This window comes from Agromyces sp. Marseille-Q5079, assembly GCF_051016555.1.
In the GTDB taxonomy this organism is placed as follows: Bacteria; Actinomycetota; Actinomycetes; order Actinomycetales; family Microbacteriaceae; genus Agromyces.
This window is the reverse complement of record NZ_JBPEJF010000009.1, coordinates 163,743-175,485: the sequence shown is the minus strand read 5'-3', so window position 1 is coordinate 175,485 and position 11,743 is coordinate 163,743. Positions and strand designations below refer to the sequence as shown.

The following is an 11,743-nucleotide window of genomic DNA, read 5'->3' as shown; positions in this document are numbered from 1 at the left end:
GACCGCCCCCGCCCCACCCTGCGCCTCGCGTTCACGCCCGACGAGGAGATCGGACGCGGCGCGCACCGGTTCGACGTCGAGGGCTTCGACGCGCTCTGCGCGTACACCGTCGACGGGTCCGAGATCGGCGAACTGCAGGACGAGACGTTCTCGGGCGCCGAGGGCATCGTCACGATCGAGGGCCACGAGGTGCACCCCGGCTTCGCGACGGGCAAGCTCGTGAACGCCGCCCGCCTCGCCGCCGAGATCGTCGCCGCGCTCCCGGCGGACCTCACGCCCGAGCGCACGTCCGACCGCGAGGGATTCATCCACGTCTACGAGGTGCAGGGCTCAGCGGCGCACGCCGTGATCCGCACGATCCTGCGCGACTTCGACGACGACCTGCTCGCCGCGCACGGCGACGTGCTCCGCCGCACCGTCGACGAGGTCATCGCCCGCGAGCCGCGTGCGCGCGCCACCGTCGTGATCACCCCCCAGTACCCGAACATGCGCAGCTACGTCGACGCGTTCCCGCAGGTGACGGATGCCGCGGAGCTGGCCATCCGCGCCGAGGGCCTCGAGCCGCTGCGCTCGGCGGTGCGCGGCGGCACCGACGGATCGCAGCTGAGCGCCATGGGCCTGCCCACGCCGAACCTGTTCACCGGTGGCCACGAGTTCCACTCGGTGCGCGAGTGGGCGTCGGTGCAGGAGATGGCCGCCGCCGCGGCCACGGTCGTGCGCCTCGCCGAGGTCTGGACGACGCCCGAGTTCCGGTCGGCCACGCGCGGCTGACCTCTCGCCGCACGTCGCACGCCTCGCATCGTGCGCCTTGCGCCCCCACCGCACACCCGACAGCTGTGCAGGAGAATGGGCGCCATCCCCGCCCTCAGCGAGGATGGCGCCCATTCTCCTTGCAGTTCGAACCGAATGCAGCCGCCGGCAGCCGGGCGCGCTACTCGGCCCGATCGTTCTCGGATGCTCGCGCGGGCAAGGCCGCCTCGATCGCGGCGATCACCTCGGGGGCGTCGGGCTCGGTCTGCGGGCGGAACCGGTGCACGCTGCGATCGGCTCCCACGAGGAACTTCTCGAAGTTCCAGGTGACGCGGCCGGCCTTGCCGGAGGCATCCGGAGTCTCCTTCAGGGCCGTGTAGAGCGGATGCGCCTTCTTGCCGTTCACGCGCACGCGGTCGACGACCGGGAACGTGACGCCCCACGTGGTGGAGCAGTACTCCTTGATGGCGTCGTTCGACGAGAGCTCCTGCAGGAACTGGTTGCTCGGGAATCCGATGACCGTGAAACCGCGTTCGCCGTACTGCTTCTGCAGCGCCTCGAGCTTCTCGTACTGCGGTGCGAGGCCGCAGCGCGAGGCGACGTTGACGATCATCACGGCCTGGCCCTCGTAATCGGCGAGCGAGGCGCTGCCGCCGTCCATCGTGGTGAAGGGGATCTCGTCGAGCGTGGTCATCGTGCCTCCGGGCGGACAGTGCGGAACGGGGTGCGGTCATTCCTCACGCTACGCCTGTTGACCCAGGTCAACGACCACATGCAGCGAGTTCACAGCGCGAGAGCGCGGCGGATGCCTCGAGCAGCGCCTCGCCCACGGCACCCAGCCGCGCGCCGCGACCGTTGGACGGGCCGGGGGCAGCTCGACGGGTCGGGCGCCGTTCCACGGATCGGGCACCGTTCGACGGCGTCGAGACGCTCGCGAGCGTCGTGACAGCGCGCGTCACGACGCGACCGTCAGTCGGTCAGCGCAGGGCGCCGGCGCGGTAGGCGGCCTCGGTGCGCGTGGAGGCGCCGAGCTTTCGCAGGATCGCCGAGACGTGCACGCTCGCCGTCTTGCCGCTGATGTAGAGCCGCTCGCCGATCTGCCGATTGCTGAGGCCCTCGGCGATGAGCTCGAGCACCTGGCGTTCGCGCGCGGTGAGCTCGTCGACGGCAGCCGCCGCCTCGACCGCGTCGGCCGTGGGCGAGTCGGCGATGCCGGTCGACGCGTCGACCTCGCGGGCGGACACGGACGCGCGCACCGCCGCGCCGCCGCCGATGCCGTCGAGGGGGATGCCCGCCGCCGAGGCGACCCGCACGACGCGGTCGGCCACGGCGGTGACACCGCCCGTGATCGCGTGCTCGTGCGCATCTTGGAGCGTCGCGCGCGCGGCCTGGCGGTCGCCGATCGCGAGTTCGGCCTCGCCCTTGCGGAGTCGCGCGTAGGAGCCGAGGTACCCGGGCGCGTTCGGCAGGGCGGCCAGCCGGATCGCGTCGGTCCAGCTCGCGACCTCGGTGCCGGAGACGCCGTCGGAGGCCGGGGCCGCCGCACGCGCCGTGGCGAGCTCGGCCTCGAAGAAGGCGCGCCAGAGCGGCGCGGTCGGCCAGAACGAGAGCTGCTCGAACAGGTCGACGATGTGCGGAAGGGCGGCATCGACCTCGCGCACGAGGTCGTCGTCGGCCTCGGCGCCGGGCCGGCTGCGGACCGCGGCCACGACCCGGCCGCCGACCCAGAGGAACGGGAGCGCGTAGCCGGGCGGAAGCGTGCGCCCGTCGTCGAGCATCTGCCGAACCTCGTGCCAGGCCCCGGCGAGGTCGCCGTGGGCGAGCGCGAGTTCGGCGCCGAGCCGGCCGACGCCGAGCTTGGTCTGCATCTCGGCGGCCATGACTCGCGACATCGAGGGGCGCAGCGCGCGGTAGAGCTCGGTCGCGCGATCGAGTTGGCCGCGCCAGAGCAGTGCCCAGATGCGCGCGCGATGCAGGTAGACCGTGAACGGCAGCGGGGGGTCGAGCGCGAGGGCGCGATCGGTGAGCAGGTCGGCGCGCTCCCACTCGCCGAGGGCGAGCAGCGGATCGACCGCGTTGGAGGCGAGGATCACGCCCGAGCTGCGTTCGACGCCGCGCCGCTTGGCCTCGCCGAGACCCTGCTCGGCGAGCCGGACGGCCTCGTCGAAGTTGCCGACGAGGTACTGGAGGTCGGATGCGTTCACGAGGTACCGGAGCTGGGTCGCCGGGTCGCCGGCGGCGAGCTCGCCGGCTCGCTCGAGGAGCGCGAGTCCGCGCTCGACGTCGCCGTTGTTGGCGAGGCTGATGCCCGCGATGTTCGTCGCCGTCGACGCGAACCGGGTGATGCCCAGGCGTTCGGCGACCGCGAGGGCCTGCTCGGCGACCTCGGCCGCCTCGTCGAGCCTCGACTCGATCATGAGGCGGCCCGCGAGGGCGATGAGGATCGTGGCGCGCAGTTCTTCGGAACCGTCGTCGCCGAGCGCCTCGAGCGCCTGCTCGAGGAGCGGGATGGACCCCTCACGGCCGACGTTGGCGAGGTACATGCCCGTGTCGCGCAGCAGCCTGGGGTACTGGATGTCGTCGGGTGGGCACTCCTGCAGTGCGGCCCTGACCAGTGCGAGGCCCCGCTCGCCCTCGCCGGCGTTGCGGAGGTGCGACGCGGTGCGGCCCATGAGTTCGAGCTTGCCCATGCCCGCGGTGGCCTCGGGATCGGGGACGACGTCCCAGAGCCCGATGGCGCGTTCGCCCAGCTGCGCCGCCGATGCGTATGCCGCGGCGGCACGGGCCTCGGCCATCGCCTTGATGGTGGCGGGGAAGGCGCGCGTCGCGTCGTTCGCCCCGAGCCAGTGGTACGAGATCTCGGCGGCCAGCCGTCTGGACCCGCTCGCGGCGTTCTCGTAGGCGACGGCGTACCGCGCGTGGTACCGCGCGCGTTCGCCCGGCAGGAGGTCGGCCTGGATCGCCTCGCGCACGAGGGCGTGCCGGAACGCGTAGTCGTCGCCCTCGATGGTGAGCACGCCACCGAGCACGGCCTCGCGTGCGGCGAGGTCGATGTCGTCGGCCTCGCCCTCGTGCACGGACTCGAGCAGGGAGTGACGCACGCGCACGCCGCCGATGGAGAGCAGGCGCAGCAGTCGCTGCGTCGGTTCGGTGAGCCGCTCGTACCGGGCCAGCAGCAGGTCGCGGAGCGTCTCGGGCACGTCGGTGTCGTCGCGGCACCCGTCGAGTCCGATGAGCTCCTCGATGAGGAACGGGACTCCGTCGCTGCGCCGAACGACCGCCTCGACGCCGCGCTGCGAGTCGACCGTCTCGGGCCGGAGCGAGGTGACCATGGCGACGGCGTCTTCGGGACTCAGCCGAGCGAGCTCGTGGCGGTCGACCCATCGGTCGCGGTCGGCCTCGGCGAGGAAGGCCCGCACCGGATGCCCTCGGGTGACGTCTTCGCTGCGATAGGTGAGCACCGTGAGCACCCGGCTCGACCCGAGCGCACGCATGAGGAACCGCAGGAGCGCGAGGCTGGCGGCGTCGATCCAGTGGAGGTCTTCGATGACGAACACGATGGGTCGCTCGCGCGACAGGGTCTCGAGCAGCACCGCGATCGCCTCGTGCAGCTGACCGCTGGCCGCGTCGCCGCGCACGGGCGTCGGGGTCGGCGACGGGTCGCCACCGGCAGCGCCGCCGCGCGCGCCCTGCTCCTCGCCCTGACCGGCGGATGCCGCGAGCTCGGGCAGCAGCGCCACGAGCGCCGCCCACCCGGGGCCGACCGCCTCGAGCACCCGATCGACGCCCTCGTCGGCAACGAGGGCGCGGAGCGCGCCCTTGACCGGGGCGTACGGCGCCGCGACCGTGCCGAGGTCGACGCACTGGCCGACCACGAACCGCGCCTCGCCGTCGATGCGGGCGGCGAACTCGCGCACGAGTCGCGTCTTGCCGATGCCCGCTTCGCCGCCGAGGATCACGGTGAAGGGCGCGCCGGAACGCACCTCGTCGAGGCGCTTCACGAGCTCGTCGAGGTCGGCGTCCCGGCCGATCATGGCCGGCGCAGACGTGGTCACCTCTTCATGCTGCCACGTCCTGCCGACATCCGTTCCGAGCCCGGGCGATCGGCCGCCTCCGACCGATCCGATCGCCGGAGACCCTTGCGCCGGAGAGGGGTTTCCGTGAGGCTGAGTCTGACGGCGCGCCCGACGACGGGGCGCCGTTCGGCACGTCGACAGGAGGCACGGGTGGGGTCAGGCACGACGAGCAGGCGGCGGCATCCGGCGCTCATGGCGGCCGTCGTGGCCGCGGGGAGCGGCGCGCTGGTGATCGCGACCGGACTCGCGCTCAGCGGCTGCGTGCCGCAGCCCGCGCCGGCCCCGGCCACCGTGACGGTCGCCGTCACCGAGACGTTCACGCCGACGCCGACGCCCACTCCCACCCCGACGCCGACGCCGGTCGCCGAGGCACCCGAGCCCGAGGCGCCCGAACCGGTGCCGAACGCACCGGCCCCGGTCGTCGAACCCGGGCCGGCCTCCGACCTCGGTTCGCGTGACGGCGCCACGGGCACGCCGACGCTCGACGGCGCGGGCATGCCGATCAGCTACGTGGTGGTGACCGGCGACAGCTTCTTCGACATCGCACAGCGGTTCGACCTGCCGCAGCAGCAGTTGCTGCGCATGAACCCGCAGATCCACGACTTCGGCGAGGCCGTCTACATCGGCGACGAGATCAACCTGGACTGGACGAAGACCGGCTGAGCCGGTCCGAGCCCCACGCTCGGCGCTCAGTGCGCGAGCGTCGGGACGCGGCGGTAGCCGTCGCGGCGGACGTCGACGAATGTCGTGACGGTCGCGGCGACCGCGGCCACCGCGAGTGCGGCGACGAACAGGATCGCGAACATGGCACACCTCCTCTCAAGGGCGACGGCAGCTCCCGCTGCCTGACTAGGGCAGTCTGCGCGACCCGTCGGGCGGCGTCGTCAGAGCCGACACCGAGGCCGGCAGCGGGGTTCCCGCAGGGGTCAGCACCGAGGCCTCGGGCGTTCCCCAGGCCCGACCGAGGGGCACGACGCCGGCCCAGGTCCCGTGGTCCTCGCCGTCGTCGGCCGCCTCCGACGCGCCGGCCGCACGCGCCTTCATCACGACGTCGTCGAGACGCAGGCGCAGCACCCGGGTCGCGGCGACCTCCTTGCGGGTCATGGCCCGCACCTCGGCCGGACGCCCGGGCATGAGGCGTTCCGAGAGCGCGAGCAGCGCGGCATCCGTCTCGGCGGGGTCGACCGGCTCGAGCACGCCGTAGACGACGGCGCTGCGGTAGTTCATCGAGCTGTCGAAGAGCGACCGCGCGAAGACGAGTCCGTCGAGGGCGGTGACGGCGAAGGCGACGGTCGCGCCGGTCGCGGCGGCGCGCAGCGCGAACCCGCCCCCGGTCGACCCGTGCACGAGCACGTGGTCGCCGACGCGCGCGTAGCCCATCGGCACGACGACCGGCATGCCGTCGACGACAGCGGCCAGGTGGCCGACGAGTTCCGAGTCGAGCAGGGCGTCGAGGGCATCGCGGTCCACGACCTGGCGCTCGGAGAGGCGGCGGATGCGGCGACCTCCGCCGTGCGGCGCGGGGCCGCCGTCGGGCACGGGCGTGTCGGTGGGGGCGGTGATCGTCATGCATCGAGTCTCCGCCGCTACTGGATCGCCGAACAGTCCAGTCCGTGCAACACTGGGCAGACCAGTTTCGAAGGAGACGACGACATGGACGGCCCTCTCCTCGTGATCGACCGCCTCGACGACCGACCGGTCGTGACGCAGATCGTCGAGGCGATGCGCGAGGCCGTGCTCACCGGCGCACTGCGCGCGGGCGATCGCGTGCCCTCGACCAGACGGTTCGCCGCGGAGCTGGGCGTCGCGCGCAGCTCGGTCGTGAGCGCCTACGAGCAACTGGCGGGCGAGGGCTTCGTCGAGCTGCGGCAGGGCGCTCCCACGCTCGTGGCGCCGCTCGGCGAGGACCGCGCGGTCGGACACCCGCCGCTCGCACGTGTCGAGCGACCGGATGCCGGACCGGCGTCAGCCGGCACCGCGCCGCCGTCAGCGGCATCCGCCCTGCTCGAGGCGCAGCCGCCCGTCCCGCGGATCGACCTGCGTCCGGGGCGCCCCTCGACCACGCGCATCGACGAGCGGGCCTGGCGTGCCGCGTGGCGGCGGGCGGCCTCGCTCGAGATCCCGAGCGACGAGCCGCCGCGGTTCGGCGAGCCCGAACTCCGCGCGGCGATCGCCGACCACGTGCGGCACGCGAGGGGGTTCGCCTGCGACGCCGAGGACGTCATCGTCACCGCCGGCACGAGCGAGGCCCTGCGACTCGTCGGCCAGGCGCTCGGCACCCTCGCCGGCGATCGGCCGCGCGTCGCCGTCGAGCACCCCGGCTACCCCAGCGCCCGGCTGGTCCTCGAACGCACCGGCGCCGCGATCGTGCCGATCGAGGTGGGCGACGACGGCCTCCGCGTCGACCTGCTGAGGCGGATGCCGCAGCCGCCCCATGCGGTCATGGTCACGCCCAGCCACCAGTACCCGCTCGGCGGGCGGCTGCCGGTCGCGGCACGGCTGGAGCTGCTCGAGCACGCCCGGCGCATCGGCGCGATCGTGATCGAGGACGACTACGACAGCGAGTTCCGGCACGTGGGACCGCCGATGCCCACGCTCGCCTCCCTCGACGGCTCGGGCGCGGTGCCCGGCCACGACGCGGGCCCCGGCGACGCGGCCGGCGCCGTGAACCGACGTGTCGTGCTCGTCGGCAGCTTCTCGAAGATCCTGACACCGTGGCTGCGCCTCGGGTACGCCGTGCTCCCCCACGACGACGGGTTCCGCACGGCGATGGCCGAGGCCCGTGCCGAGCACGCGAGCCCCGTTCCCGGCATCGTGCAGGTCGCCGTCGCCCACCTGCTCGGCAACGGCACGGTTCGGCGCCACATCGCGGCGACGCGGCGCGACTACGCCCACCGGCGGGGGCTCGTGATCGAGGCGCTCGGCGAACTGCCCGGCGCGCATCTCATCGGCCTCGACGGCGGCCTGCACGCGGTGCTCCGGGTGGCGGATGCCGCCGTCGTCGACGCCGTGGTCACCCGCCTGGATGCCGCGGGCGTGGCCGTCGCCCGGCTCTCGGAGTACTCGGCCGCGCGCGGCGACGAGCAGCCGGGCGTCGTGATCGGCTACGCCGGCGTCGCGGATCACGAGCTCGCCGAGGGCCTCGCCCGGATCCGCGCGGCGGTGCTCGCGGCGTCCTGAACGACGGCGTGAACGACGGCGTGCGCAGCGTGAACGGCCGCGCGAGCAGCTCGACGCCGCCCGCTCGCTACGCGATGCCGGGCGCTCAGGAGAAGAGCGCCTGGCCCACGTGCTCGCCCGGCCGGATGCCGCCCGGAACGGCGAAGAGCGCCGATCCGACGTGCTTGAGGTACTCGTTCAGGCCGTCGGCGGCGAGCGAGCGCTGCACGGTGGTGAAGTGCTCGGGCGTGCTCTGGAACGAGATGAAGAACAGTCCGGCGTCGAGGCGGCCGAGCTCGTCGTTGCCGTCGACGAAGTTGTAGCCGCGGCGGAGCATGCGCACCCCGCCGTTCGCCGTCGGGTGCGCCAGGTGCACGTGCGACGCGGGCGCGATGAGCGGCGCCCCGGTCGGACCGGTGGCCTCGAAGTCGGGCTCGGTGAACTCGGTGCCGCCGGACAGCGGGGCCCCCGAGCCCTTCGCCCGGCCGACGAGCGACTCCTGCTCGCCGAGCTGCACGCGATCCCAGTTCTCGATGATCATGCGGATGCGTCGGGCCACGAGGTATGAGCCCCCCGAGAGCCACGCCGGCTCGTCGGCGTCGGAGACCCAGACGAAGTCCTGGACGTCGCTCGTCTCCTCGGCCTTGATGTTGGCCGTGCCGTCCTTGAACCCGAACAGGTTGCGGGGCGTCGTCTGCGTGGTCGAGGTCGACGACGTCCGGCCGAAGCCGAGCTGCGACCACCGCAGGCTCGCCCGCCCGAACGCGATGCGGCTGAGGTTGCGGATCGCGTGCACGGCGACCTGCGGGTCGTCGGCGCAGGCCTGGATGCAGAGGTCGCCGCCCGTGCGCTCGGGCTGCAGCGCATCGCCCTGGAACCGGGGCAACGGCTCGAGCGCGGCCGGACGGCGATCGGCGATGCCGAAGCGGTCGACCCCGTCGGCATCCGTGAAGAGGCTCGGGCCGAAGCCGAACGTGATCGTGAGCCCGCTCGCGGGCAGTCCGAGCGCCTCGCCGGTGTCGACGGGAGGCGCGTAGTCCGACCCGCCGACCGCGCCGCCGTCCTCGACCTCGAGGCCCTTCGTGAGGCGCGCCGCGGCATCCGTCCAGTCGGTGAGCAGGGCGATGAGCCCCGCGCGGTCGAGCGTGCTCGACACGTCGAACGCCGCGAAGTGCAGGCGGTCCTGGGCCGGCGTCACGATGCCCGCCTGGTGGGCGCCGTGGAACGGGTACTCGGATGCCGCGCCGCCGGCGGCTGCGTTCGCCGACGTCGCGGCGAGCGTGACGGCGACCCCGCCCGCCGCGCCGACGGCGGCGCCGGCCGCACCCGCGCCGAACAGCCCGAGCAACTGCCGGCGACTCACCCGGTTCGGGGAGGCGTCGGACAGCTCGGGCTCGGGCTGCTCGGGCGCTGCGGGTTCGCTCATCAGACCCCGAGGATCGTGCTCGTCAGCTGGGAGAGCGGCTCGGCGAGGGCGTTGACCTGGTCGCTCAGCGCCTTCTTGTCGGCATCCGTGAGCTCCGCGTAGTTCACGAAGCCCTCGTCGAGCGAGCCGTATGCAGCGAGTGCGTCGTTGAGCGCCGTGAACTGGTCGTCGATCTCGGCGGCGAGCGCCGTGCCCTCGTCGCCCTTCGACTCGGCGAGCGCGCGCACCGCGCCGAACGCCACGTAGGCGCCCTGCACGTTGGCCTGGAAGTCGTAGAGGTCGGTGCCGGACCACCAGTCCTCTTCGCCCGTGATCTTGCCCGCCGCGACCTCGTCGAGCAGCGCGATGGCGCCGTTGGAGATGTCGGCGAGCGACACGGTGAAGTCGTCGGCCGTCACGATCTCGTGCAGTTCGGTCACGTTCTCGACGAGGCCGTCGGCGTACGCCTGGCGCTCCTCGGGGGTCGAGGGCGCCCAGTCGAGGAATGCGTCGGTGCCGTCGGAGTTCAGGTCGCCGGGTGCCGGCGGCCAGAGGTCCTTCTCGATGCGGTGGAAGCCGGTCCAGTCGATGCCGTCGGCGACGGCGTCGACCTCGCGGAAGTCGATCTTCGGGTCGAGGTCGCCGAACGCCTCGGCCGTCGGCTCGATGCGCTCGTACGGCACGCGGGTCGTCGCGAAGAGCTGACGGGCGGTCTCGTCGTCGCCCGCGGCGTAGGCGGCAGCGAGCTGCTCGACAGCGGGCAGCAGCTCCGACGTCTGCGAGCGCACGTAGGCGAGGTACTCGGTCACGGCCTGGTCGCTGAGCGCCTGCTCGTCGGCCGAGACCTTCGACGTCTCACCGGTGACGGTGAACGCGGCGAGGCCCACGGGCGCGCCGACCTGCTGGAACTTGCACGCCGTGTAGTAGTCGCCGGGCTCGAGCTGGGCGACGAAGTCGACCTTCTGGCCGGGGGTGACGTTCTCCTTCTCGCCGACGATGCGGAGCTGGTCATCGGCGAGGATCTCGAACTCGTTCACGTCGGTGCCGGTGTTCTCGAGGCTGAACGTCACGGCGCCCGCCGTCGTCGAGTCGGTGGCCACGGCGCAGGCGTCGTCGGTGATGTCGACCGAGATGGCTTCGGCGAGGTCGGCCTTGGCGACGCAGCCCGTGAGGGCGAGCGCGAAGACGGCGGCGGCAGCGGATGCCGCGAGGACGCGTCGGGTCATGGGTGCTCCTGGGTTCGGATCGGGTGTCTTCGGTGGTCGAGAGGGCGCTCAGGCGCCGTATCGGGACCCCGTTGCGCGGGCGGGGAGGGTCATGTGGTCTCGATGCGCTCCGCGGCTCGGCCGGCGGACGGCGCTGCCGGTTCGAATGACGCGACGGAGGCGGTGGCCGCGGCGGCCGCGGCCTTGGCGGCCGCCCGTGCCCGGCTGCGACGGCGGAGCATGAGCAGGTAGAGCGGCACGGTGATCGCGATGTAGGCGACCCAGGCGACGACCTGAGCCCACGTCGGCTCGGGCGTGAAGTTGAAGATGCCGGCGAGCACGGTGCCGTACCAGCTGCCCGGCGGGATGATGCCGACGAGGCTGTAGGCGGGCGCGCCCCAACCGGGGATGACGCCGGCCTCCTGCAGGTCGCCGACGCCGTAGGCGAGCACGCCCGCGGCGACGACGATGAGGAACAGGCCGGTCCACGTGAAGAAGCGGCCGACGTTGAAGTGCACGAGGCCGCGCGAGATGCCCCACGAGATGACGACGGCCGTGAGGATGCCGAGCACGGCGCCGAGCGTCGCGAGCAGCGGGTCGCTGCCTCCAGCAGCATTCGCCCAGACGAAGAGCGCGGTCTCGATGCCCTCGCGGCCGACCGAGATCGCCCCGAGCAGCACGAGCGCGAACCACGAGCGATCGACCGCGGCATCCACCTGGCTGCGAAGCTCCTTCGAGAGGCTCGCGCCGTGCGATCCCATCCAGAACGTCATCCACGTGACCATGGCCACGGCGACGATGGAGAGCACGCCGCCGAGGATCTCCTGGGCCTGGAACGTCATCGCGTACGGGCCCCACGTGAGCACGGCGCCGATGCCGAGCGCCAGCGCGATCGCGAGGCCGATGCCGATCCACAGCCGGCCGAGCAGGTCGCGGCGACCGAGCTTCGCGAGGTAGGCGACCAGGATGCCGACGACGAGGCCCGCCTCGAGGCCTTCGCGGAGGCCGATCAGGTAGGTGGCGAGCACGGACGTCTCCAAGGAAGCACGGCGGGTGGGATGAGCTAAGGCTAGCCTTACTCCGTGCGAACGCAAGTTGGGATTCCTCACCATGCCTGCTCCCGTGTGACGCGCATGCGACACGTCCGG

General features: G+C 73.0%; 9 protein-coding genes. 3 read left to right on the top strand and 6 right to left on the bottom strand.

Annotated features, from left to right (window positions below):
• Positions 1-771 (top strand): tripeptide aminopeptidase PepT (gene pepT, locus ACR3IO_RS17645; RefSeq protein ID WP_434072527.1); only part of this gene is annotated, 771 nt, incomplete at its 5' end.
• A 160-nt stretch (positions 772-931) separates the two neighbouring features.
• Here pepT and ACR3IO_RS17640 read toward each other — a convergent pair.
• Both ACR3IO_RS17640 and ACR3IO_RS17635 read right to left on the bottom strand, forming a co-directional pair.
• On the bottom strand, positions 932-1,444 hold the full coding sequence (locus tag ACR3IO_RS17640) for a glutathione peroxidase (RefSeq protein WP_434072526.1): 513 nt from the start codon (positions 1,442-1,444) through the stop codon (positions 932-934).
• A 283-nt stretch (positions 1,445-1,727) separates the two neighbouring features.
• On the bottom strand, positions 1,728-4,805 hold the full coding sequence (locus tag ACR3IO_RS17635; protein ID WP_434072525.1) for a helix-turn-helix transcriptional regulator: 3,078 nt from the start codon (positions 4,803-4,805) through the stop codon (positions 1,728-1,730).
• A 171-nt stretch (positions 4,806-4,976) separates the two neighbouring features.
• On the opposite strand from ACR3IO_RS17635, the gene ACR3IO_RS17630 reads away from it, so the two are divergent.
• Entirely contained in the window at positions 4,977-5,489 is a 513-nt protein-coding gene (locus ACR3IO_RS17630; protein ID WP_434072524.1) for a LysM peptidoglycan-binding domain-containing protein, read from the top strand.
• Positions 5,490-5,675: 186 nt separating this feature from the next.
• On the opposite strand, the gene ACR3IO_RS17625 is transcribed toward ACR3IO_RS17630, so the two are convergent.
• Positions 5,676-6,395, bottom strand: coding sequence for a pyridoxamine 5'-phosphate oxidase family protein (locus ACR3IO_RS17625; protein ID WP_434072523.1), 720 nt, complete (start codon positions 6,393-6,395; stop codon positions 5,676-5,678).
• Positions 6,396-6,479: 84 nt separating this feature from the next.
• Between ACR3IO_RS17625 and ACR3IO_RS17620 the strand changes: the two genes are divergently transcribed.
• Complete coding sequence (locus ACR3IO_RS17620; RefSeq protein WP_434072522.1) at positions 6,480-8,006, top strand: PLP-dependent aminotransferase family protein; 1,527 nt, start codon at positions 6,480-6,482, stop codon at positions 8,004-8,006.
• Between the two features lie 85 nt (positions 8,007-8,091).
• Here the strand turns inward: ACR3IO_RS17620 and efeB are convergent, their stop codons facing one another.
• From efeB to efeU, 3 genes are all read right to left on the bottom strand, one after another.
• Positions 8,092-9,411 carry an iron uptake transporter deferrochelatase/peroxidase subunit gene (gene efeB, locus ACR3IO_RS17615; RefSeq protein ID WP_434072521.1) on the bottom strand — a complete coding sequence of 440 codons (1,320 nt, stop codon included), beginning with the start codon at positions 9,409-9,411 and terminating at the stop codon, positions 8,092-8,094.
• Entirely contained in the window at positions 9,411-10,616 is a 1,206-nt protein-coding gene (gene efeO / locus ACR3IO_RS17610) for an iron uptake system protein EfeO (RefSeq protein WP_434072520.1), read from the bottom strand. Before efeO ends, efeB begins: the two co-directional genes overlap by 1 nt.
• A gap of 89 nt (positions 10,617-10,705) precedes the next feature.
• Complete coding sequence (gene efeU, locus ACR3IO_RS17605; protein WP_434072519.1) at positions 10,706-11,623, bottom strand: iron uptake transporter permease EfeU; 918 nt, start codon at positions 11,621-11,623, stop codon at positions 10,706-10,708.
• Positions 11,624-11,743 lie beyond the last annotated feature (120 nt).

Excerpts from the sequence above, each read along its gene's own strand:
- efeO (WP_434072520.1), bottom strand. The coding sequence starts at position 10,616 with ATGACCCGACGCGTCCTCGCGGCATCCGCTGCCGCCGCCGTCTTCGCG.
- ACR3IO_RS17620 (WP_434072522.1), top strand. The coding sequence starts at position 6,480 with ATGGACGGCCCTCTCCTCGTGATCGACCGCCTCGACGACCGACCGGTC.
- ACR3IO_RS17640 (WP_434072526.1), bottom strand. The coding sequence starts at position 1,444 with ATGACCACGCTCGACGAGATCCCCTTCACCACGATGGACGGCGGCAGC.
- efeB (WP_434072521.1), bottom strand. The coding sequence starts at position 9,411 with ATGAGCGAACCCGCAGCGCCCGAGCAGCCCGAGCCCGAGCTGTCCGAC.
- ACR3IO_RS17625 (WP_434072523.1), bottom strand. The coding sequence starts at position 6,395 with ATGACGATCACCGCCCCCACCGACACGCCCGTGCCCGACGGCGGCCCC.